Source organism: Nonomuraea aridisoli, assembly GCF_003236395.1.
Classification (GTDB): domain Bacteria; phylum Actinomycetota; class Actinomycetes; order Streptosporangiales; family Streptosporangiaceae; genus Nonomuraea; species Nonomuraea aridisoli.
In genome coordinates this window covers 1-22237 of the sequence record NZ_POUD01000144.1, presented here as the reverse complement: position 1 = coordinate 22237, position 22237 = coordinate 1, and the positions used below count along the sequence as shown (strand labels likewise).

Sequence of the window (22237 nt, the reverse complement as noted above, 5' to 3'; positions counted from 1 at the left end):
CCCGGGCCCGGGCGCCCACCTGGCATCCCCAACCGCCGACCCGCCCCCCGCTACGACGTGGGCAAAACCGTCAGACGGGGCCGCACCCTCGCAGTACTACAACAATCCGGAGGATAAAGAACAAGCTGAGTGCGTGTTTGAGAAGTGGTTCATGTTCGGCGTGGCGTGATCGCGGGTGCTGGGGCCGTCAGGGTGGCCGGATGCCCCCTCATCGCCACTCTTCGACGGATTTCTAATCCCACTATCGCAGCGTCGCCGACGACCTTGCCGAGTCCCTTCCGGACCAAAAGCATCACCTGGTGTCACGCCGCAAGCGCCGATGATGTGGCCGTTGCGCTCGGAGGAGATCTCTCCAGTACTGCGCCGGGCTCTCTTTCGGAGGCCAGTGGGGAAGCGGGGCAACACGTTCAACGGTCTGGCCATGGAAAGACGCTGGTCATCGGCGAGTTGGGCTCGTGGTTCGTCATCGTGCAGCCCGACGACTGGAATGGCGCTGAAGCCTTGCCCCGGCTCTCGGCCGGTGGTGAGGCGGTGTCCTTGTGGCTCGGGGACACGATGCGGCACTATGACCTGCACTACGCCCGGGACGGACAAGAGCTGTGCCGCTTCCGATGGGGTGCCGAGCCCGACGGCGACATGTCCTCGCTCGTCGGCCTTCTCTCAGGGCTGTCACTGACATCGGGGCTGCCTTCGCTAGAGGCACCGGAATCGGGGCTGCCTTCGTTCGAGGAGTGGAAGGTGCACGCCTTCGTTCTGGTGGAGCGGATCAGGGGAGTGCGCCTGACCAGGCAGAGGCTGTGCCGTGAGCACACGCGATTCGTCCAGGGGCCTCACGCACGTGATGTGCCGCCTGTTGATGCCGAGCTGCGGCCTTAACATGCGCTCGAAGGGCCCATTTGCGCAGGATGTCAATCGCAGATGAAGCGCGGTTGTCGTCGGGCGGGCCCTCCTGCGAGTGAGGCGGCGGGCCATGCCGGCGACGGCAGCCCAGCGGATGATCGCCTCCGAGGCGGCGGGGTCGCGTTCGTAGTCGCGGGCCAATCGTCGGCGGGCGGTCAGCCAGGCCAGCGTCCTTTCCACCACCCAGCAGCGAGGCCCAGGGTGCGCCTTCGGTCCGCCTTGTCATCCTGGTCGGCGGCCGGGCCTGTGGGTGGCCTGGAGTCGGTTCACCGCCTCGACCACGGGCGCCGCGCCGTCCTCTGCCGAGACCAGGACCGAGAGAGCCCGGGCCCGCTGCCGGTGGGCCGGATCGCTGACCGCTGTGGTGAGCGCGGCGGCCAGCCGTGCGGGCGTCAGGCGGCGAAACGGGATCGCGGCCGGGGCCACGCCGAGTGCCGTCAGCCTGGACGCCCAGAACGGCTGGTCGTTCATGACCGGCACGGCCACGGCGGGCACCCCCGCCCGCACCCCGCTCCCGGTAGTGCCGCTGCCGCAGTGGTGGGCGACGGCGGCCAGTTGGGGGAACAGCCAGTCGTGCGGCACGTCGCCGATCCCCAGCACATCGTCGGAGATGTGTCCCCGCAGGCCGGTCTGGAACACGCCGCGCAACCCGGCCAGCCGCAGCGCGTGCACGGCCAGCTCCGTGTACTGCTCGGCCCGCGTGCCGGCCAGGCTGCCGAAGCCGACGAAGACCGGTGCGGGCCCTGACACCAGGAAGTCGCCAAGCACCGGATCCGGCTGCCAGCCTCGCGGCCGGGGCGGCCACCAGTAACCGGTGATCTCCAGCCCTGGCCGCCAGTCGGCCGGGCGCGGCACCACCAGCGGGCTGAATCCGTGGAAGACCGGCCAGCGCGTGCTCTCCCGCAGCCGGTAGAGGGCGCGCAGGGTCATCGGAGGCAGCCCCAGCCGGGCCCGCATCTTCGTGCTCAACCCGGCGAGCAGCGGGCCGGCGGCGGGCAACTCGAACGCCAGCCGGGCCGCCCTGCGGTTCCCCCACCGCCCGAGCGACCACTGGAACAGGCTCATGACCGGCGGAAAGTCCCCCGTAGGGTCGACCGGCTGCAGGTGCACCCCCATGCTCGGCACGCCCATCGCCTCGGCGACGTGCTGACCCGGCGCGCCCGCCATGCCGAGCAGGAGCAGGTCGGCCTCCTGCCCGGCGAGCTCGACCAGGCCGTTCGTGAGCTGCTCGTTGTATTCCTTGAACGCGCTGGGGGAGAAACGCCCGGTCAGCGCGGGGAGCGGGTCTCCGGGAAGCGAGAGGTGCTCCAGGCCCGCATCGGTCACCAGCTCCGCGTACGGCCGCATCGAGTTGGAATTCGCATGGGAGATGCGCGTCATCTCCGCCGAGCTCCCCGCGATTCACGCCAACCTCTGTATCGGCAACATGGACTTCGGCGAGTTCGCCGAGAGCGCCGATGCGGACGGCGTCTTCCGCGGGTTCCGCGGCTGAACCGGTCCGCCGCCGAGGAACACAGAACGTCACGGAGCCGAAGGGGATACTGGTGGAATCGCGTATCAACTGTCGCAGGTATCCGCGGGCGTGAAGCTCTTCGAAGACGGGAACGGACCCGCGTCACATGGACGTGGGTCCGTGGTCGGAGCGGCGCTCCGGCGTCCGGCCCGGCTTACCGGTCGTTGACGTTGGCCGTGACGATCCTGGGGCTGAACTCGAACAGGTTGGGGTCGCGCGGGTCGATGGTGGCCTCCACCCAGTGGGTGTTGCCGTCACCGAACGTCTCAACCCGGGTGAACTTCTCCACCACCTGGCCGTTGTCGTACTTCAGTGGCTTGTCCAGCTTGAAGTAGTGGCTGTCACCGTGGACGAGCGCCGACTGGCCCGGGAACGCGAGGACCTGCTTGCGCAGCTCGGGGACGATCTCGTTGAAACCGTCGTACTGAGCGGGCTGCAGCTTCTGCTCGTTGCCGAAGTTCGGGTCGGCCTGCCAGGCCACGAGGACGCCCTTGACCCCGAGGCGCTGGGCCTCGGCATAGGACTCCGACAGCCAGTGGATGTTGGCCGCCTCGCGCTCCTGGTGCTCGGCCGTCATCCGCGCAATCTCGCTGTCCGGCCGGGTCTCACCGTCGACGCCCGCGTGCGGCAGGTTGTCGTTGGAGCCCTGGACGTTGAGGGTGACGTACATCACCGGGCCGTACACCCAGCGAACGTTCTCCCGGTACTTCTTGTAGCCGGGCTCGGAGCTCTGCCGTTGCAGGGTCATCGTGTGGGCCCCGAGGCTCTGGTCGGTCGGGTAGAAGACCTGCCGCTCGTGGTCGAGCCGCTCGAGCGGGTCGAAGCCGCCGGTGCCCGCGCCGTACCGTCCCCAGCAGTCCGTCCAGTCGTTGTCGCCGGGGATCACGACGACAGGGCGCTTCTGGCTGTTGAACGAGGCGAGCGACGTGGTGTACAGCGAATCGGCGCAGGTGCCGTCGCCTCCGGCCTTGAGGTCGCCGTCGAAGATCGAGAACGTGATGTCGGACTTGTTCATGTCGTCGATCAGACGGGGGTACTCCACCCGTCCGGCGGCGCCGTAGGGCATGTCGCCGAAGAGCCCGATCGTGTACGGGCGGCCGTTGGCGTGGCCGTCATCGTGCTTGTCGGCGACGGCACTCGCGCTGCTCACGCCCATGGTCAGCGTTGCGATCGCCGCGGTCGCGGCCAGCGCCGCGGCGCCTCGCCAGATGTTGTGCATTTTCCGAAGCTCCGTCATACGGGGGAAGGATCGGCCGGAGCGTATCGGGGCGCGACTGGACGGCTCCTCCTTTGGAGATTGCATCGAAGCGACCGTTAAGGGAACAAATAGACATATATCGCCGCCCATGAAGGCGGCGACTGGAACAGGTAAATGTTCACTTCTTCGGACAGCCTGGCGTCATTATGTGTTGATGACCGCTGACGGGCGGGGCACCCGTCACGATGACCGCGCTGCATGCCGGACCGAGACCGGCTTCGGCCTGGCGCCGAGTCCGGCCTCTACGGATGGCGGGGGTACTCGACCCCCGCCCCACCAGAGATCATCGCTGCGAGATCGGCGTCGACTGGCTTGGCGGCCGTGTGCGGCTACACCGGTGGCACGGCGACTCTTGTCCGGCTTGATTCAACCAACAGCGGGATGGCGTTCAGAGCCTGGCTGGCTCCGGTCAGGGCGGTGCAGCCCCGTTTCTACTGCCTTTCCGCTGTGTCTAGCTCCTATGGGCGCGTGAACCCGGGTTTGACCTTGACGTGGCGTCAAGGTCTTAACTGGGGGCATGCGAATCGGAGAGCTGGCCGCGCTGCTGGGGGTGTCGACCCGGACGGTGCGTTACTACCACCATCAGGGCGTTCTGCCTGAGCCGTCCCGCCGTGCCAACGGCTACCGCGAGTACGGCATGCGCGACGCCATCGCCTTGGCGCGTGTCCGCCGTCTCGTCGAGCTAGGGCTCAGCCTGGATGAGGTGCGCGACATCATCAGGGACGACCGGGCCAGGGATCTGCCCGAGATCCTGCTGGAGATCGATGCGGACCTGGCCCGGCAGGAGCAGGAGATCAGGGTCAGACGATCTCGCCTCGCCGAGCTGCTCAGGCAGGCCGAGGCCGGGGCGTTGCATTCGGACGACACTGCTTCGCCCGAACTGGTGGCCTTCCTTCGAGAGGTCGATGTCCCGTCGTCGAAGTCGGCGGCGTGGGATCGTGACCTGTTGGTGCTGATGGACAGTATGGCGCCGCCGGCCGACCGGGAACGCTCCTCCGCGATGTTCGCGATGCTGACCGCCGATCCCGAGCTGGCGGCCCGCGGGCAGGACTTCTATCGCCGACTCGACGAACTGGCCGAGGCAGAGCCGGACGACTCCCGGATCACGCCCCTGGCCACAGCCCTCGCCGAGTACACCGCTGAACACATGTTGACCGCTCCCGCACCGGGTCCGGAGGAGTGGAGCGTGGACGCGGTCGAGCCCTTCCTTGACGGGCTCGCACCCGCTCAAGCCGAGGTCGTGCGCCAGGCGATCCGGCTCATCACCGACCGAAGGATGCCCACGCCATGACGACCACGACGCCGACCCTGCCGTTCGACCGGCCCGACCCCCTGGAGCCGCCGCCGGCCTACGCGCGGCTGCGTGACAGGGCGCCGGTCGCCCGGGTGCTCGCCCCGGACGGGCGACTGGCCTGGCTGGTCACCTCCTACGACGCCGTCGCAGCGGTCCTGTCCGACCGCCGGTTCGGGCTGGCGCCACCCGGCGCCGAGTTCCCCGGTAACGACACGTTGTTCCAGGACGGTGAGGCCCACGCCCGGCTCCGTCGCCTGGTGTCGAAGGCCTTCAGCCCCCGGAGTCTCGCCGCACTGCGCTCGCGCGTCGAGGAGCTGGCCGCCGGCCATGTGTCGGCGGTCGCCGGTGGCGGCCCACCCGCCGACCTTGTCGCGGAACTCGCCGCCCCGTTGTCGATCACGGTGATCAGCGAGCTGCTCGGCGTGGGGATCGACGAGCGCGAGCACTTCCGCGCCCTGGCCGACGCCGCGAGCGCCGCGGATTTCGTCTTCGGCGCGGAAGAGGACATGGCCGCGGCCGCACAGGCGTGGGAGGCGCTCGGCGGTTACGCCGCCGGACTGGTCGCGGCCAAACGAAAGGAACCCGGCGACGACCTGCTCAGCAGCCTGATCGCGGTACGCGACACCGACGACGGCCGGCTCAGCGACACCGAGCTCATCGCCATGACGACGACGATCGTCTCCGCAGGCTACCTCTCGGCCAGGAACGCCATCTCCGTCGGCACGATCCGGCTCCTCGCCGAAGGGCGACTCCCCACGCTGGCCACCGCCGACCCTGACCAGGCCGACGCGACCGTGGCGGAGGTCCTGCGCATGCAGGCCGGACTGACCGGCGAACCGTTTCCCCGCTATGCCCACGAAGATCTCGAGCTGGCCGGCGTCCCGATCAGCGCCGGCGACCTGGTCCTCGTCCGGCTCGAAGCCGCCAACCGAGACCCGGGGCACTTCCCCGAACCCGATCGGTTCCTACCCGGACGGAGGTCCAGCCCGCCCTTGGTGTTCGGCCACGGGCCGCACTACTGCCTGGGCGCACCGCTGGCCCGCCTGGAGGTCGGCGCCGCCCTCGGCGCGCTCGCCCGCCAACTGCCCGACCTTCGGCTTCAGCATCCGATCGACCTCATCGAATGGACCTGGAACGCGGTCGACATCGGACCTGTGGCGCTCCACGTCACCTGGTGAACGGAACTCGGCTGAGAAGGACGTGCGGGACGGTCAGGACAGCGAAGTCCGGGCGAGGTGCGCGGCCTCCTGCGGGGTCAGTCTCGTGCCGCGCAGGAACGCCTCGGCGTGCGCGGCCTCACCCAGGACGGCTCTCGTCACCGCCATGATCCGATCCACGTCACCACGTTCGGCCGGCGGCAGCGGCGCGCCCACGCTTCGCCGCGCCGCGTCCGCCGCGCCGAGCAACAGCGTCGTGCTCTCGGCCCGGCCCGCGCCCCCGGACAGCGCCGCCGCGCCCGCCAGTCCTTCGAAGGACGGGGCCACAGCCCGCGGCTCCCCGATCGAACGGGCGACCTCCAGGCCGCGCAGCTGGCAGTCCGCGGCGCGCGCCGCGTCCCCGCGCAGCTCGGCGGTGAAGCCAGCTCATGGGCGCGATCCCAGTCATGGGAGAGCAGCGCCAGCCGACCGGCGCCTTGTACCTGCCCAACCGGCTGGTGATGGCGCCGCTGACGCGCGACCGCGCGTCGGCCGACGGCGTCCCTGAGCCGATCATGGCGACGTACTACGCCCAGCGCGCGTCCGCCGGGCTGATCATCGCCGAGGCCAGCACGCCGAACGCGGTCGGGCAGACCTATCCCGACATTCCCGCCATCTATAACGACGCCCACGTGGCCGGCTGGCGCCGCGTCACCGGGGCGGTGCGTGGCGCGGGCGGCACGATGTTCCTGGCAGATCGCGCCCTCGCCGGTGGCGTTCCCCGACTCGATCTTCACCCCCGGCGGGTCCAGGCCGGGGGTCGTGGCCCGCGAGATGACCGTCGCGGAGATCCGATCCACCGTGGCCGACTTCGCCGCCGCCGTCCGGCGTGCCGTCGACGCCGGGTTCGAGGGCGTGGAGGTGCACGGCGGCAACGGCTACCTCATCCACCAGTTCCTGTCGGAGGCCACCGACCACCGTGCCGACGCCTATGGCGGCTCGGCGGCCGGTCGCAGCCGCTTCGCGGTCGAGGTGGTCGAGGCCGTCGCCGACGCGATCGGTCCCGCGCGGGTGGGCCTGCGCATTCGCACCCGGTGCCACGGCCTGCCCGCGGCGGGCGCCGATCTGATCTCGCTGGGCCGGGCGTTCCTGGCCAACCCCGACCTGATCGAACGGTTCCGTCGCGGCGCGCCGCTCAACCCGGTGCGCCCGGAGCACTGGTACGGGGGCGGCGAGCTCGGATACACCGACTACCCGGTGCTGGCAGCCGCGGAAGAGCGCGATCCGGCGGTGGTCTGATCGCCTCCCACTCGATCACCTCTCGGACCCGCGATCCGGTCACCCGCCAAAACGGCTCGATCATGTTGATGAACTGCGATGTCCACATAATCTGGCACAGATTGTCGCAATGTCTGGCGCAATCGCTCATATCGTGCGCGCGCAAGCGCTTTAGATTTGCGACCTGCCGATGTTGGGGGACATCGCAACCTTCATGGGATCGGAGTAACCAGTCTCGTCATGAGGAACATGCAATCGGGGGATTTCGGGGAACGCCTGATCACCGTCGCCGGGCTGCTGCGAGTCCAGTTGCCGCCCGAGATGGTGGTGACCGAGCCGTCGGCGATCGCCGCGCTGATCCGGCTGTGGAACGCGCAGGTGATGGCGCGTCCTTCTGTGGTGGCCCGATGCCGCACGACGGCCGATGTCCAGGCTGCGGTACGCGCGGCCCGATCAGCGGGCATGCCGTTGTCCGTGCTGGGTGGAGGCCATGATTGGTCCGGCAGCGCCGTCCGGGACGGGGGCCTGCTGGTGGACATCAGCACCATGCGGCAGGTCACCGTCGAGGGCGCCGAGGCTCGTGTGGCCGGAGGCGCCACTGTGAGCGACGTCTTGGACGCGGCACGGCCACATGGGCATGCGGCCGCGGTGGGCACCGTGAGCTCGGTCGGGTTCGCCGGGCTGACGCTCGGCGGCGGCTACGGAACCTTGATCGGCGTGGCCGGGCTCGGCGTCGACAACCTGCTGTCGGCCGAGGTCGTTCTCGCCGACGGCCGTGTCGTGACGGCCGATCCTCAGCACGAGCCCGACCTGTTCTGGGCGCTGCGTGGCGGGGGCGGGAACTTCGGCGTCGTCACCGAACTCCGGACGCGCCTGCATCCGTTCGCCACCGTCACCTCGGGCACCATCGCCTTCGGGTGGGATCAGGCGCGTTCGGTGCTTCTGGGCTGGCGGAAGGTGATGGCGTCGGCGGACGACGCGCTGGACGTGATGTTCGGCGCCATGCACACCCCTGCCGGTCTGGTCCTGTACACCACCCCTGCCTGGGCCGGGGACCCCGGCGACGCGGCCAGGCAGATTGCCCAGATCCGGGCGCTCGGCGCCCCGGTGCTGGATGACGTGGACCGGCGGGCGTTGGCCGACACCGTCCATGCTCTGGACGACATGTTCCCACACGGAGGCAACTACCACCTCGGCTCCCAGATCGTGCCGCCCCTGACCGACGACGTCATCGACGCCTTCGTGCGGTCGGCGGAGGCCATGCCTGCCACCTGCGTGCTGAACGTGCACCATTCCCACGGTGCGGCGACCCGCGTGCCCGTCACCGAGACGGCCTACGCCTACCGCGACGAGCACCTCGTGGTGGAGATCATCGGAGCCTGGTTCGATGGCGACGGCGCCGCCGAGTCGGCGTGGGTCCAGGACGCCGAGCGCCGTCTGGGCCGGCACGCCCTGCCCGGCGGCTGGGCGAACTTGCTGGCGCGCGGTGACCAGCGTGCCAGAAACGCCTACGGGATCAACACCAGCCGGCTGCTGGCGGTCAAATCGCACTACGACCCGGACGGAGTGTTCACCGCGATCCCGCTGCCGGACTAGCACCGGCCGGACCCGCCGATGCCGGTGACGGCAGTCGGCCGCCGAACCATCCGCAGGCGTACTTCATGTGACGGCCCGTGCGGTTGATCAGTGTGTCCGCCCTGGAGGCACGGCCGTTCCGAGATGCATGCGGTTGAGAATGACGAACAGGCCCGCCGACTGCTCGCGGCGGCGCTGACGTCCGTCCTCGGATGAGCGCGACCGGCGGTGCCGGTGGCTCTGTCATGCGGTGTTATCGTCGGCCTTTGGGAGCTTGAACAGTTCACGGACAACATCGCCGCCGGCGACCTGGCCCTCACCGAGCAGGATCGTGCCGGACTCGACGAGGCCGGCCGGTCGCCGATGGGCCACCCGATCTGGATCCGGGAGTGGTTCGCTCCTACCCGGATCCCAGCCGGCAACCTGGCCTGATGCGGCGGCGACGATGAAACTCGGGGGAGAGAAGCGGGGATGCCAGGGGAACATGAGCAGGGCGGCAGGGCAGATGGTGCCGCCGCGTCGGTCGGAGGCCGGCGCCGGATCCGGTCCACGGCCGATGTCGAGGCGGGGGATGCCTCGTGCTACTGGTCCGAGATGGTCTGCCGTACTCTCGTGCAGGTGGCCGCGCGCCCGATGTCCGACGACTTCAGCGGCCGCATCGAGCACTTCGCCGTCGACCATGTCGGATTCTCTCTGATCTCGGCGAGCGCGCAAGACGTGCAGCGCACTCCTAGCCTGATCGCCGGAGGGCAGGAAGACTACGCACTGGTCAACATCCAGCTCGACGGCCAGAGTTGGGCGGCGCAGGACGACCGCGTCACCATCCTGTCCAAAGGCGGCATGATTTTCATCGACAGCACCCGGCCGTACTCACTGTCATTCAAAGGGGCTTTCTCCCAGCTGATCGTGCAGGTTCCCAAAGCGCTTCTGCCGAGGCGCGCGCTGGCTGACGCGACGGCCGTGGAAATCGGCCCGGCCGGACCCGGCCGCATCATCACCGATTTCCTGACCGGAATCGAATACCAGCACCGGATCGATCCACTGTCGGTGGCGTCCTTGGTGCCACATGCGATCGGCCTTCTGGACAGCGCGCTGAGCCTGGCGGTCAGGGCGCGCATACCCAAGCCGTCCAATGCCGCGCTGACCCGTGAGCGTGTCCGGCAGTTCATTCAGCAGCATGCAGGCACGCCAGAGCTCGACATCGACATGGTCGCGGCCGGCTGTGGTCTGTCGCGTCGCACCTTGTTCCGGGCGCTCGCCGCTGAGGGGGAATCGTTCACGTCGTTGCTTCGCCGGGCGCGCGTGACGCTCGTGCAGCGGATGCTGCGTGCGTATCCGGACCGTTCGCTCGCGGTCGTCGCCCTGCAGTGCGGTTTCGCCGGCGAGGCCCAGATGTACCGCGCATTCCGTGCGGTCACCGGGACCACGCCGGCGACCTACCGCAGCGGCCGGCACGAAGCGTCATAGCACCTGGCGTAGCAAGTCAGTTCATCGGCCCGCGGAATTCGTATCGTGTCGTCACAGCAGTATTTCCGGCTGTCAGGACAATTCCGCATTTGCCGAGGAGGCTTTCATCACGATGGCAGGGAATTACGATGTCATAGTGGTAGGAGCCCGATGCGCCGGAGCATCGGTCGCGATGTTGCTGGCGCGAGCCGGACAGCGGGTGCTGCTGGTCGACAGGGCCGGTTTTCCGAGCGACACGATTTCTACGCACCTGATACACGCGCCCGGGGTTGCCGCCTTGACACGATGGGGTCTCGCGGAGCAGCTCGCGGCGAGCGGGTGCCCGCCGATCCACCAGTACCGGTTGAATTTCGGGCCGTTCACTATCGCGGGAGCTCCACTGCCGGACCCGTCCGGCGTTGCCGTCGCCTATTCGCCCCGCCGGACGGTACTGGACAAGATGCTCCTGGACGCCGCCGCCAAAGCGGGGGCCGAGGTGCGGGAGAAAGTCTCGGTGCAGGAGCTGATCGTCGAGAACGGGCGGGTCACCGGGGTGCGCGGCAGGGAGACCGGGAACGGCGGCGCGCTCATCGCCGAACGTGCCGGCCTCGTCATCGGCGCGGACGGCAGGCATTCCATGGTGGCCGAAGCGGTGGGCAGTGACCGCTACCGGGAACAGCCGGCCGGCAATGTCTCCTACTACGCGTACTGGAGCGACCTGCCGACCAGCGAGTGGAACGTCTACATGGCCCCGGGGCGGGCTGTCGGCATGATGCCCACCCACGACGGGTTGACCACGGTGCTGGTGGCGGCCCAGATCGCGGACATGCGCGACTTCCGTGACGACATCGAGGGCAACTACCTCGCCGAGATGCGCAAGCTCCCTGGGTTCGACGACTGGGGCAGCAAGGCCACCCGTGTGTCCCGGTTCTCCGGGACGGCCCTCCCCGGCTTCTACCGCAAGCCGTACGGCCCCGGATGGGCGCTGGTCGGCGACGCGGGTTACGAGCGGGACGCGTGCACGGCCCAGGGCATCACGAACGCCTTCCAGCACGCCGAACTGCTGGCCGAGGCGTGGCTGAGCGTGCAATCCGGGGAGCAGTCGTTCGACGAGGCCATGGGCGGCTACCAGTCCACCCGGGACGAGCAGACGCTCCCGGCCTTCGATTTGGCCTGCGACCTGGCCACGCTCGCGCCGCCACCTCCGGGGATGGCCACGCTGCTGGAGAAAACCGCCAAAAGCCCGCAGGCCTCACGCGAGTTCCTCAGCGCCATCGCAGGAACCATGCCGGTGAACGATTTCTTCTCCGTGGAGAACACCTCACGGATCATGGCCGAAGTCGCCCAGTAGCAGTCGTTGATGGCAGGACGGGCATCGGCCTGTTCATGTGACTGAACCGGTCTTGAGCTCGCGGTAGTCGTGCTCGACGCGCCAGCGGATCTTGGCGGACCAATTCCCGCAGCAGTTCGAACAACCGCGCGCCCGCACGCTCGGGCTCGTCCCGGCGGCAGCAGCCGCACCCCACCATCGCCCAGTGCGCTTCCTGAATGGCACTGCCGGCAGTGATGATCGTCTGATGCGGGCGCGAGGCCACGACCTCCGGCGCTGACTCCCACTCGACGGCCTGGGCGAACCACACCGGTCCGACTCGAAGACGGCGAACCCCGCCTCCCAGTACGGGGAGGCGGGATTCTCGCATGTCACCGAGCGAGGTGGCGGCTGATGACGAGGCGCTGGATCTGGTTGGTGCCCTCGAAGATCTGCATGATCTTGGCTTCGCGCATGAAGCGTTCGACGCGGAACTCGCGGGTGTAGCCGTAGCCGCCGAACACCTGGACCGCGTCCGTGGTCACCTTCATCGCCGTGTCGGTGGCGACGAGTTTGGCGACGCTGGCCTGGCGGCTGTAGTCGAGGCCCGCGTCCCTGCGCCGCGCCGCGTCCAGGTACGTCGCCCGCGCGGTGTCCACCCCGGCCGCCATGTCGGCCAGCAGGAACGCGAGCCCCTGGTGGTCGATGATCTTCTTGCCGAACGTCTCCCGCTGCCGCGCGTACGCCACGGCCTCGTCGAGCGCGGCCTGGGCCAGGCCGGTGGCGCAGGCGGCGATGCCGAGGCGGCCGGAGTCGAGGGCGCTGAAGGCGATCTGCAGCCCCTGACCCTCCTCGCCGATCAGCCGGTCGGCCTCCAGGACGGCGCCGTCCCAGTGGGCGGTGGTGGTGGGCACCGCGTGCAGGCCCATCTTCTCCTCGGGCCGGCCGAACGTCAGCCCCTCGGCCGAGCCGGGCGCGAGGAAGCACGACACGCCCCGCGGGCCCGAGCCCGTGCGGGCGAACAGGGCGTAGAAGTCGGCGATGCCGCCGTGGGTGATCCACGCCTTCGTGCCGGTGATCCGGTAGCCGGTCTCGACGCGTTCCGCCTTGCAGGCGAGGGCCCCGGCGTCGGAGCCGGCCTGCGGCTCGGACAGGCTGTAGCCGCCGATCAGGTGACCGGCCAGCATGTCGGGCAGCCACCGCTCCCGCTGCTCCGGCGTGCCGTAGGCGAACACGGGGAAGCAGGAGAGCGTGTGCACGCTGGTGGCCACCGCCACGGCCGCCCAGCGCATCGCCAGCTCCTCGATCACCTGCAGGTACACCTCGTACGGCTGCCCGCCCCCGCCGTACTCCTCGGGGTAGGGCAGGCCGAGCAGCCCGGCGGCGCCCAGCGTGGCGAACAGCCCCTCCGGGTACGTCTCGGCGCGCTCGTGCTCGTCCACCCGGCGCGCCAACTCCTTGTCGGCGATCTCTCTGGTCAGGTCGATGAGATCCCCGGCGTCCTGATCGGGCAGCAGACGGTCGACGGTCACGGTTTCGAACTCCTAGCGGGGGGTGGACTCGGTGAGGCGGCCGAGGGCGGCCTTGGCGCGGTCGCGGAACTCGGCGACCCGGGCGAGCTTGATGTCCTCGTACCCGCGGATCACGTCGGGCAGGCCGGCGATCTCCTCGACGGTCGCCGCGGTGTCCGGGGTGAGCCGGTCGAGCGCGGCGCGCACGAGAGCGCGGTACTCGCCGACGAGCGCGCGCTCGACGCGGCGCACCTCGGCCCGGCCGAACACGTCGAACGTCGTGCCGCGCAGCACCCGCGCGGCACGCAGGCCGCGGAACAACACCCCGGCCGAACGGCGTACCTCTATCTTGCGCTTCATGCCCATCGCGCGCAGCACCGGCGGGTGCAGCAGCACCGACACCCGCGCGTCGCGGCCGAACTCGCGCTCCCGGCGCTCCCGCTCGACGGGGTCGAGGTGCAGGCGGGCGACCTCGTACTCGTCCTTGTAGGCCATGAGCTTGTGCAGGCCGCGGGCGTAGGCCAGGGCGATCGCCGTGCCGGCCGCCGCGCCCGCCCGCTCGGCCGCGCGGGCGGCCACGCGCCGCACGTCCTCGGCGTACGTACGGGCGTAGGCGGCGTTCTGGTATTCGGTCAGGTCGGCGACCCGGGCGGCCACGACCTCCTCCAGCCCGGACGGCTCGGGCGCCTCGGCGGGCAGCACGGCCCTGCGCACCGCCTCGGGGTCGGCCACGGCGGCGCGGCCCCAGCGGAAGGCGGCCAGGTTCTGCTCGACGGCGGCCCGGTTGAGCCGGATGGCCTGCTCGATCGCCTCGGCGCCGACGGGCAGGCAGCCGTACTGGTACGCGGCCCCGAGCAGCAGCAGGTTGGCCGGCATGTGGTCGTCGAACAGCGCCTCCGACAGCGCGTGCGCGTCGAGGCAGAACCGCTCGCGGGTGACGGACTCGACCCTGGCGACCGCGTCCGCGTGCCCCGGCACCGGCGCGCGGCCCGTCACCATGGCGGCCGTCGGCACCACGGACGTGTTCAGCACCGCCACCGTGCGCTCCGGCGAGGCCACGGCCAGCGTGGGGTCCGCCGCCGCGCCCAGCACGTCGAACCCGACGATCACGTCGGCGCCGCCGTTCGAGGCGCGCACCGAACCCGTGGGCGGCCGCTTGGAGATCCGCACGTCGCTCACCACGGGGCCGCCCTTCTGCGCGAGCCCGGTCTGCTCCAGCCCGGCGGCGTGCAGGCCGTCGAGGTGGGCGGCCATCTGCAGGATCTGCGAGACGGTGACCACGCCGGTGCCGCCGATGCCGGGCATCCTGATCAGCACCTCGTCGCCGACCTTGGTGTCCGGATGCGGGGCCACGGGCGGGGGCGGGGCCTTCCTGGGCTCGCGGGTGCCCGGCTCGACCAGCAGGAACGACGGGCAGTCGCCCTTCAGGCAGCTCAGGTCGGTGTTGCAGGAGGCCTGGTGGATGCGGGTCTTGCGGCCGTACTCGGTCTCGACCGGCTGCACGGACAGGCACGTCGAGGCCTCGCCGCAGTCGCCGCAGCCCTCGCAGACCCGCTCGTTGATCATGACCTTCTTCTCCGCCGCGGGCAGCTTGCCGCGCTTGCGCAGCCGCCGCTCCTCAGCGGCGCACCGGTCGTCGTGCACCAGCACGGTCACGCCCTCCACCGCGGCCAGCTCCCGCTCGACCTCGGGCAGGTCGTCGCGGTGCCGGACGGACGCGATCGGCGCCAGGCGCACCCCCCGGTACCGCTCGGGCTCCGGCGTGGTGATCACGATCTTCCTGACGCCCTCGACCGCCAGCTCGTGGGTGATCGCCGGCACGTCGAGCCGGCCCTCCGCGCGCTGGCCGCCGGTCATGGCGACGGCGTCGTTGTAGAGCAGCTTGTACGTCATCGTCACCCCGGCCGCGATCGCCGCCCTGATCGCCAGCGAGCCGGAGTGGTGGAAGGTGCCGTCGCCGAGGTTCTGCACGAAGTGCCGGTCGTCGGTGAACGGCGCGAGGCCGATCCACTGGGCGCCCTCGCCGCCCATCTGGGTGATGCCGACCTGGGTGCCGCGCCCGTGCCCGTCCAGCGCGATCATCGCGTGGCAGCCGATGCCCACGCCGACCAGCGTGCCGTCGGAGGCACGGGTGGAGGTGTTGTGCGGGCAGCCCGAGCAGAAGTACGGCGTGCGCGCGGCCACCAGCGGCAGCATGCGGCGCGCGGGCCGGGCCCGGACGAGCGGGCGGGGCAGCCGCTCCTCGCCGACGCAGGCGGCCACGGCCTTGGCGACGTCCTCGGCGCCGAGCGTGCCCCGGGCGGTCAGCAGCTCCCGGCCCACCACCGCGGGCACGCGGTCACGGCCGTAGAGCGCCTGCTTGATGTGCCCCTCCAGGAACGGCACCTTGTCCTCGACCACCAGCACCCGCTCCAGGTCGCGGGTCATCTCCGCCAGGTCGTCGTACGCGAGCGGGAAGGGCATGCCGATCTTGATCAGCCGCAGCCCCAGCTCGTCCCTGGCCACCTCGTCCAGGCCGAGGTCGGACAGCGCCCGCTCGACCACCGCGTACGTGACGCCCGAGGCGATGATCCCGAGCGCGGTGTTGCGCGCCCCGGAGACGACCCGGTTGAGGCCGTGGGCGCGGGCGTAGGCGCGGGCCGCCTCCAGCCGGTTGGTCAGCATGTCGTACTCGGCGTCCAGGGCGGCGGCGCCGAGCAGGACGGGCGCCGGGCCGCGCGACACGCCATCGGGGACGGGGACGTCCTCGCGCAGCGGGCCGAGGTCCACGGTGGCCGAGGCGTCGGCCAGGTCAGCGACGATCTTCATGGCCGCCCACAGGCCGGTCGCCCGCGACATGGCCACCGCGTGCAGGCCGTACTCGATGATCTCGGCGACCGTGCTGGGCGCGAACAGCGGCATCGACAGGCTCTGGCACATCGGCTCGCACGAGCTCGGCAGGGTCGAGGACTTGCAGCCGGGATCGTCGCCGATCCAGGCCACCGCGCCGCCGAGCGCCGAGGTGCCGGCGGCGTTGGCGTGCCGGATGGCGTCGGCGGCCCGGTCGAGGCCGGGGTTCTTGCCGTACCAGTAGCCGGTCACGCCGGCGTGTCGTCGGCCGGGGACCTGCTCCAGGAGCTGGGTGCCGGCCACCGCCGTGGCGGCGAGCTCCTCGTTCAGCCCCGGCCGGAACACCACGCCCGCCTGGTCGAGGAACCGCCCGGCCCGTCCCATCTCCAGGTCCAGCCCGCCCAGCGGCGAGCCCTGGTAGCCGGTGACGAAGGCCCGCGTGTCGAGGCCGCGCGCCTCGTCCAGGCGGCGCTGCTCCAGGGTCAGGCGCACCAGGGCCTGGATCCCGGAGATCAGCACCCGGCCGTCGGCCGCGGTGTACTTGTCGTCGAGCGACACAGGTGCGGGAGTCTCGCTCACGCTCACGACCTCCTGGCTTCGTACGTGCTTCGTCTCGTACGTGAGATTCCCAGCACAGCAACGCGGGCACGATATGCGCAAGTATTAGATGAGAAAGCAGGCGCAAGACGCAAACTATATGAGTTCGCGGGCTTCGTGACTGGTGTTCTTTGTGTCTGAAGGGGGCGTTCTCCGTGCCTGACGTGGACGAGATCGATCACAAGGTGTTAAGGCTGCTGCGCGAGGACGGGCGCAGGACGTTCTCCGAGATGGCCGAGCAGGTCGGGCTGTCCGTGGCGGCGGTCAAGCGGCGCGTGGACCGGCTGCGCGAGATCGGTGTGATCACCGGGTTCAGCGTGCAGATCGACTACGCCAAGCTCGGGTGGGGCATCGAGGCGTTCACCGAGCTCAGCTACCCGGGCACGACGCCGGTCAGCGAGATCGTCCGCACCGCCACCGACGTGCCCGAGGTGCAGGCGGTGTTCACCATCGCCGGGGACCCGGACGCGCTCATCCACGTACGGGTGCGCGACCTCGGCCACCTCCAGCAGGTGATCGACCGGCTGCGCCGGGCCGGCGACGTGACCGGCACCAAGACGCACCTCGTGCTCGGGTCGTGGACGCGCGACACGCCCGTCCCGCCGCTGCCGCGCTGACGGCTCAGCGTGCGCGGTCGGCCTCGTCGCGGCGGGAGAGGCAGGAGACCAGCAGGCCGATCGCCAGCAGCACCGCGATCCCGAGGCCGAGCGTCCACAGGGACGCGCCGGTCAGCGGCAGGGCCGGCTGCCCGTGGTCGGCGGGGCGCACCGCGTCGTCCTTGGCGACGTCACGGGGGCGGGACGCGCCGGGTTCCGCCCGGTCGCGCCCGGTGACCTCCGCCACGGGCGGGGCCTGCTCGTCCTCCGCCTTCCGCTCGTCCCTTCCGGCGGGTCCGGCACCGGCCCGGCGCCGCTCGGAGGGCTCGGGCGTCCGGGCGTCCGGCGTGGGCGAGCCCACCGGACCGGGGGCCGGGGTCGCGGAGGTGCTCGGCGACCGGGCGGGCTCGATCATCGTCTCCGCGCAGGACCGGTCGTTCGCGGGGTTGTCGTCCCGGCCGCCGGCCCGCACGGTGGCGCAGCTCCCGACCGGTCCTGCGGTGTCCGCCGCCACGGTGTAGCGGAACGTCCGGCTCTCCTCCGGCACCAGCGCGCCGATGGGGCAGTCGAGGTCCGGCCCGGCGCCCGGGCACTCGGCCGGCCGGTCCACGACGGTGGCCCGCTCGGCGCCGGCCGAGTCCCGCACGGCGACGTCCACCGCCCGTGACGGCCCGCGATTGGTCACGGTCACCGTGTACGTGACGCGGTCCCCGCCCGCCGCGAGCCGGCCGGTCTTGACGACCCCGACGTCGGCCGCGCTGCGGACCCGGGCGGACAGCGGGACGACGTCCCCGCCCGCGACCTGCGCCTGATGTGTGACCACCGTCCCGTCCGCCAGCCCCGGGTCGGTCGTGAACGGGATCGCGTACGTGACGGCGCGGCCCGCGGGGACGGCCGGGCCCGCGCAGGTGACGGTGCGGGCGGCGAGCCCGCAGTCGTCGGGGAGGGGGCCGGGGACGACGTTGCGATCGAGGGTCGCGGTTACGGCGACCTCGCCGGCGTCCCGGCCCCCGGCGTTGGCGACGGTCAGCGCGTACACGGCCTGCGCGCCGGCCACCATCGGCTCAGGGGAGACGGAGGCGGTGATCCGCAGCTCCGGGGGTGTGGCCGCGCTCGCGCCCGTCCCGCTCAGTACGGTGAGCGCGACGACCGCCGCGATCCCGGGCCTGCCCATGTTCGTAACCCCCGCATGAACGTCGCGTGCCTGCTCGACCCGGGGGAGATCCTCCTCCGCGCCCCGGCCTTCGCGACGGCGTCACCACCACAACCAGACGCCCCCATGGCGCACTCTTTGCCCCGGGAGGCCGTCAGCGGGGCGGGCGTTCGCAGGTGAGGGCCTTGACCCGGCGCAGGACGAGGGCGGCGAACGTGGCGGCCGTCATGCCGCAGCGTCGCCGGCATCGCTTCGTCCACGTCGTCCAGCACGACCGGCCCGCCGGTGGGGGCCGCGGGAATCCGACATCAAGCCACCCATATGGCGAGATTTCCGACATGGCCTCACGGGTTCAGCGGTGGACGAACAGGAGGTGTCCGCGGCCGGCGTGCGCCGTAGGGTCGTGGGCATGGCCGGGGAAGCGCGCTACGACGAGATCGCCGACTTCTACGCGGCCGGGTGGGGCGACGTCATCGACGACCCGGCCTCCGTCCGGCTGCTCGACCTGCTCGGGCCGGTGGCGGGCCGCCGCGTGCTGGAGATCGCCTGCGGCCACGGCCGCGTCAGCCGTGAGCTCGCCCGCCGGGGCGCCCGGGTCGTCGCCGCCGACCTCGCCGCCGCCCTGATCGCCAAGGCGGAGGCCGCCGAACACGCCGCGCCCCTGGGCGTCCGCTACCTCCACGCCGACGTCACGGACCCGGCCGCCCTGGCCGGGCTGCCGGCGTTCGACGCGGTGGTGTGCAGCTTCGGGTTGTCCGACACCGACGACCTCGACGGGGCCGTGTCCAACGCCGCCGCGGCGCTGCGCCCTGGCGGCGTGTTCGTCTGCTCGCTGCTGCACCCGTGCTTCCCCGGCGGGCCGGGGGTGTCGGGGTCGTGGCCGTCCGAGGGCGACTACCGCGACGAGGGCTGGTGGCGGGCCGACGGCGAGCAGTCGTCGCTGCGCCGCCGCGTGGGCGCCAACCACCGCACGCTCGCCACGTACGTCGGCACGCTGCGCCGCCACGGCCTGTGGGTGGACGAGCTGGCCGAGCCCGAGCCGGCCCCCGACTGGGCGGCCAGGCGCCCCGAGGCCGCCCGCTTCCCCGTGTTCCTCGTCATGAGATGCGTCAAGAACGTCTGAAAGGGCGAGTCCGGCCCGCGACGTGCGGGCCGGACCGGACGGACGAACGGTCAGGAGCTCGGGCAGGTGTGGCGGTACTCCTCGATCGCCGAACCACTGGGCGGCGGGCAGAGGAACTGCTCGTAGCGGGTGTCGTCGTCCACGAACCGCTTCAGCCAGGCCACCATCGACTTGGCCATGGTCGTGTTGGTGGTCTGCGGGAAGAAGTGGCTGGCGCCGTTCAGCTCCAGGTACGCCTTCTCCGCCGATGACGGGATGCTCTCGTAGAAGAGCTGGGAGTGGGTGGAGACGGGGGCGATGCTGTCGCTCTCACCACCGATGATCATCGTGGGCACCTGGATGCCCGGCCACGACTTGTCGGAGTTCCAGGGCGCGATCGGCACGGCCGCCTGCAGCGACGGCCGGTCGTCGGCCGCCTCCAGCGAGCCCCCGCCGCCCATCGAGTGACCGGCCACCGCGAGCCGGTCCGGGTCGATGCGGGCCCGGATGGTGAGCGAGCTGTCCTCGACCAGGTAGTCGAGGGCCGCGAGCAACTGCCGGCCGCGGCTCGCGGGCTGGTCGTAGAGCGTGTTGGTCTCGATGCCGATCACGACGAAGCCGTGCGAGGCGATCCTCGGGCCGAGCCAGTCGAGGCTGGACCACCTGGCCGTGTACCCGGGCGAGATGGCGATGGCGCCGAACGTGCCCTGGCTGGTGTCGGTCGGGTAGTAGATCTCGCCGCCGCCGAAGCCGAGCACCAGCGAGGAGACGCTCTGCGTGGCGACCGAGAACGGGCCGCGGCTCGCCTCCAGGAGGGCGTCGGTGGGGTCGGGGCCGCGCTCGTACGGACTCGCGGCCTGGGCGGGGGCGGTCAGGGCGCCGGTGGTGAGGGCGAGCCCGGTCAGGAGCCCGGTAAGGAGCCTCGTGAACGTTCGCGCGCCGGTGCGGGGGGTGAGCTGCACGTCGTCATACTCCCTGCTCGTCGGGGGGTGACTGCTGTCTGCCGCCATTGTTGGAAGGCGCGGCGGGCCGCGCATCGGCGAAATCACCGGTCTGACGATCAGGACATGAGGCGTACCAGTTCGACGCGGGAGCGGATGCCGAGACGGCTGAAGACGTTCCTGAGGTGGTGCTCGACCGTGCGGCGGCTCAGGAAGAGCTGCTCGGCCACCTCCTTGTTGGTGGCGCCCTCGGCGACCATGCGGGCGATCTGCAGCTGCTGCGCCGTGAGCTGACCGGTGGCCGCCTCCGGCGCCGGGCGGACCGGTTCGCCGGAGGCGCGCAGCTCGGCCCTGGCCTGCTCGGTCCACAGGCGGGCGCCGTACCGTTCGAAGGTCTCCAGGGCGGCGTGCAGGTGCGTCCTGGCCGCGCCGGGGCGGCGCTCGCGGCGCAGGGTGCTGCCGTACAGCAGGCGGGTGCGGGCCGCCTCGAACTCGTAGGCGGCCTGCCCGTGCAGGTCGAGCGCCTCCTGGAAGAGCTCCTCCGCCTCGCCGGGCGGGGCCAGCAGCGCCCGGCAGCGGGCCACCAGCGCGCGCAGGCCGGGGCTGCGGGTGCTGCCGACCCAGCGTTCGAGCACGCGTAACGCCGACGCGGCGCGCTCCCGGTCGCCCGTACGCGCGCACGCCTCGATGAAGTGCGGCGTCGACATGACCCGGATGACCACGTGACTGCTGGTACGCCGTTCGGCGCGCAACCGGTTGGCGGCGTCGGCGGGGCGCCCGGCGGCCAGGTCCAGATAGGACAGAGCCCAGGTCGCGACGGCCCCCGCGATGCCGAGGCCGTGGGCCTCGGCCAGGTCGATCGCGGCGTCGGCGCGGACGCGGCACGTCTCCTGGTCGCCCTCGACGGCCGCGGTGATCGCCAGCCAGGCCAGGTGCTGGGCCGCCGTGTTGAGCTGGCCGGTCTCCCTGGCCAGGCTCAGGCCCTGGGCCGCGGTCGCCGCCACGGACGGGTAGCGGCCCATCCAGATCTCCGGGTAGATCGTGTACTCCAGCAGCTGCGGCACGGCGGAGGCGGCGCCGCGCAGGCGGGCGGCCTCGACGGCGCGGGCCGACAGCCGGTGGGCGGTGTCGTCCTCGCCGAGCAGCATGCTGGCCACGCACGCCCACACCAGCACGGCGGGGTCGCGCACGCTGCCGGCCAGCTCGACGACCCGGCGCAGCGGGCCGGCCGCCTCCTGGTGCGAGCCGCTGAAGGTGGAGGCCATCCCGGCCAGGTACTCGAACATCAGCTGCGTCGCCACCGTCTCGTCGGGGCGGCGCAGCGCGGCGGCCTGCCGGGCGATGGCGAGGAAGGCCCGGTTGTCGCCGGCGCGGTAGCTGGCGTCGGCGGCCCGGACGAGCGCGCGTACGCCCAGCATGCGGTGGCTCTCCAGCAGCCAGGCGGCGGCCGACAGCAGCTCCTCGCGGGCGCTGCGGGTCTCGCCGCCGAGCAGTTCGAGGCTGCCGTGCAGGAGCTGGACCCGGCCGCGCAGCCCGTCGGGCGCGGCGGTCAGCGAACGCAGCCCGGCCAGCAGCGAACGGGCCGCCTGCGGCCGGCCCGCCACCCACGCGTGCCGCGCGGCGGCGGCCAGCCGCTCGGCCTTGGCCGGGTCGTCGTGCGGCGTCAGCTCGGCGGCCTTCTCCAACGCCAGGTACGGCTCCGGATGCCCACCCGCCTGCCGCGCCTCCAGCGCCGCCTCGGCCAGCTCGCCGGCCAGCTCCGCGGCGTCCCCGTCGAGCGCCCACGCCCGGTGCCACGC

Annotated in this window: 18 protein-coding genes and 2 pseudogenes; 11 read left to right on the top strand and 9 right to left on the bottom strand. The window is 71.4% G+C overall.

All coding sequences use genetic code 11. From position 1 onward, the window contains the following. Positions 1-144: 144 nt before the first annotated feature. Complete coding sequence (locus C1J01_RS51435) at positions 145-876, top strand: DUF6461 domain-containing protein (RefSeq protein WP_328589685.1); 732 nt, start codon at positions 145-147, stop codon at positions 874-876. Positions 877-951: 75 nt separating this feature from the next. On the opposite strand, the pseudogene C1J01_RS52470 reads toward C1J01_RS51435, so the two are convergent. Together C1J01_RS52470 and C1J01_RS28845 are read right to left on the bottom strand one after the other, a co-directional pair. Beyond that, positions 952-1095 (bottom strand): annotated as a pseudogene (locus C1J01_RS52470) (IS5-like element IS4811 family transposase); the annotation flags it as partial. A gap of 27 nt (positions 1096-1122) precedes the next feature. Then, positions 1123-2280, bottom strand: a complete 1158-nt coding sequence (locus C1J01_RS28845; RefSeq protein ID WP_111182115.1) for a glycosyltransferase — start codon at positions 2278-2280, stop codon at positions 1123-1125. Between C1J01_RS28845 and C1J01_RS53210 the strand changes: the two genes are divergently transcribed. Next, a complete protein-coding gene (locus C1J01_RS53210; protein WP_268958754.1) occupies positions 2270-2392 on the top strand; it encodes a DUF6924 domain-containing protein in 123 nt (40 codons plus the stop codon). The genes C1J01_RS28845 and C1J01_RS53210 overlap by 11 nt on opposite strands. Positions 2393-2567: 175 nt before the next feature. Here the strand turns inward: C1J01_RS53210 and C1J01_RS28840 are convergent, their stop codons facing one another. Then, complete coding sequence (locus C1J01_RS28840) at positions 2568-3632, bottom strand: hypothetical protein (RefSeq protein WP_111182114.1); 1065 nt, start codon at positions 3630-3632, stop codon at positions 2568-2570. Positions 3633-4188: 556 nt separating this feature from the next. Here C1J01_RS28840 and C1J01_RS28835 point away from each other — a divergent pair. Both C1J01_RS28835 and C1J01_RS28830 read left to right on the top strand, forming a co-directional pair. After that, positions 4189-4962 carry a MerR family transcriptional regulator gene (locus C1J01_RS28835; protein WP_111182113.1) on the top strand — a complete coding sequence of 258 codons (774 nt, stop codon included), beginning with the start codon at positions 4189-4191 and terminating at the stop codon, positions 4960-4962. Then, positions 4959-6143: a cytochrome P450 gene (locus tag C1J01_RS28830; RefSeq protein WP_111182112.1), complete on the top strand. Its 1185-nt coding sequence runs from the start codon at positions 4959-4961 to the stop codon at positions 6141-6143. Before C1J01_RS28835 ends, C1J01_RS28830 begins: the two co-directional genes overlap by 4 nt. A gap of 33 nt (positions 6144-6176) precedes the next feature. Here the strand turns inward: C1J01_RS28830 and C1J01_RS28825 are convergent, their stop codons facing one another. Further along, entirely contained in the window at positions 6177-6449 is a 273-nt protein-coding gene (locus tag C1J01_RS28825) for a hypothetical protein (RefSeq protein ID WP_111182111.1), read from the bottom strand. A 119-nt stretch (positions 6450-6568) separates the two neighbouring features. Here C1J01_RS28825 and C1J01_RS28820 point away from each other — a divergent pair. The 5 genes and pseudogenes from C1J01_RS28820 (at position 6569) to C1J01_RS28800 (ending at position 11751) form a co-directional block, all read left to right on the top strand. Then, positions 6569-7400, top strand: a pseudogene (locus tag C1J01_RS28820) (oxidoreductase). A gap of 228 nt (positions 7401-7628) precedes the next feature. Beyond that, complete coding sequence (locus tag C1J01_RS28815) at positions 7629-8975, top strand: FAD-binding oxidoreductase (protein ID WP_111182110.1); 1347 nt, start codon at positions 7629-7631, stop codon at positions 8973-8975. Between the two features lie 207 nt (positions 8976-9182). Beyond that, entirely contained in the window at positions 9183-9386 is a 204-nt protein-coding gene (locus C1J01_RS28810; protein ID WP_111182109.1) for a hypothetical protein, read from the top strand. Positions 9387-9425: 39 nt separating this feature from the next. Further along, complete coding sequence (locus tag C1J01_RS28805) at positions 9426-10421, top strand: AraC-like ligand-binding domain-containing protein (protein ID WP_111182108.1); 996 nt, start codon at positions 9426-9428, stop codon at positions 10419-10421. A gap of 112 nt (positions 10422-10533) precedes the next feature. Next, the gene (locus tag C1J01_RS28800; RefSeq protein ID WP_111182107.1) at positions 10534-11751 is read left to right on the top strand and encodes an NAD(P)/FAD-dependent oxidoreductase; all 1218 of its coding nucleotides are present in this window, start codon (positions 10534-10536) and stop codon (positions 11749-11751) included. 350 nt (positions 11752-12101) lie between these two features. Here C1J01_RS28800 and C1J01_RS28795 read toward each other — a convergent pair whose 3' ends face one another. Both C1J01_RS28795 and C1J01_RS28790 read right to left on the bottom strand, forming a co-directional pair. Beyond that, positions 12102-13241, bottom strand: coding sequence for an acyl-CoA dehydrogenase family protein (locus tag C1J01_RS28795; protein ID WP_111182106.1), 1140 nt, complete (start codon positions 13239-13241; stop codon positions 12102-12104). A 12-nt stretch (positions 13242-13253) separates the two neighbouring features. Next, the gene (locus C1J01_RS28790; RefSeq protein ID WP_181449016.1) at positions 13254-16628 is read right to left on the bottom strand and encodes an indolepyruvate ferredoxin oxidoreductase family protein; all 3375 of its coding nucleotides are present in this window, start codon (positions 16626-16628) and stop codon (positions 13254-13256) included. A gap of 173 nt (positions 16629-16801) precedes the next feature. On the opposite strand from C1J01_RS28790, the gene C1J01_RS28785 reads away from it, so the two are divergent. Continuing rightward, the gene (locus C1J01_RS28785; protein WP_111182117.1) at positions 16802-17263 is read left to right on the top strand and encodes an Lrp/AsnC family transcriptional regulator; all 462 of its coding nucleotides are present in this window, start codon (positions 16802-16804) and stop codon (positions 17261-17263) included. A 4-nt stretch (positions 17264-17267) separates the two neighbouring features. Here the strand turns inward: C1J01_RS28785 and C1J01_RS28780 are convergent, their stop codons facing one another. Next, complete coding sequence (locus C1J01_RS28780; protein WP_111182104.1) at positions 17268-18416, bottom strand: DUF11 domain-containing protein; 1149 nt, start codon at positions 18414-18416, stop codon at positions 17268-17270. Between the two features lie 388 nt (positions 18417-18804). On the opposite strand from C1J01_RS28780, the gene C1J01_RS28775 reads away from it, so the two are divergent. Next, on the top strand, positions 18805-19518 hold the full coding sequence (locus C1J01_RS28775) for a class I SAM-dependent methyltransferase (RefSeq protein WP_146615761.1): 714 nt from the start codon (positions 18805-18807) through the stop codon (positions 19516-19518). A gap of 50 nt (positions 19519-19568) precedes the next feature. Here the strand turns inward: C1J01_RS28775 and C1J01_RS28770 are convergent, their stop codons facing one another. Together C1J01_RS28770 and C1J01_RS28765 are read right to left on the bottom strand one after the other, a co-directional pair. Then, on the bottom strand, positions 19569-20507 hold the full coding sequence (locus C1J01_RS28770) for an alpha/beta hydrolase family protein (RefSeq protein WP_438943154.1): 939 nt from the start codon (positions 20505-20507) through the stop codon (positions 19569-19571). Positions 20508-20557: 50 nt separating this feature from the next. Further along, on the bottom strand, positions 20558-22237 hold a 1680-nt coding region (locus C1J01_RS28765; RefSeq protein ID WP_220040149.1), incomplete at its 5' end, for a helix-turn-helix transcriptional regulator.